At 66.0% G+C, this 253-nt stretch carries 1 protein-coding gene; it reads right to left on the bottom strand.

The features are described from left to right. Positions 1–253, bottom strand: a 253-nt coding sequence (locus AU465_RS32725) for a transposase (protein ID WP_192257121.1), incomplete at both ends; no start/stop codon positions are given.

Below are 253 nucleotides of genomic sequence, written 5' to 3'. Positions count from 1 at the left end.
GAGGAACAGGCGGCGGAACAGCTTGCCGAGTACCCTCACCGGAAGCAGGAATGCCGGGCGCGACGATATCCAGCGGCTTCCGTCTGGCGCGATGCCGCCGCCCGGCACGATCATGTGCACGTGCGGATGGTGCGTCATCGCCGAACCCCAGGTGTGGAGCACGGCAGTGATGCCGATGCGCGCGCCGAGATGCTTCCGATCTGCCGCGATGGTCAGCATCGTCTCCGACGCTGCCTTGAACAGCAGGTCGTAG

The sequence above is a fragment of the Mesorhizobium silamurunense genome, assembly GCF_014843905.1.
GTDB classification, from domain to species: domain Bacteria; phylum Pseudomonadota; class Alphaproteobacteria; order Rhizobiales; family Rhizobiaceae; genus Mesorhizobium; species Mesorhizobium silamurunense.
This window is presented reverse-complemented; position numbering and strand designations above follow the sequence as displayed.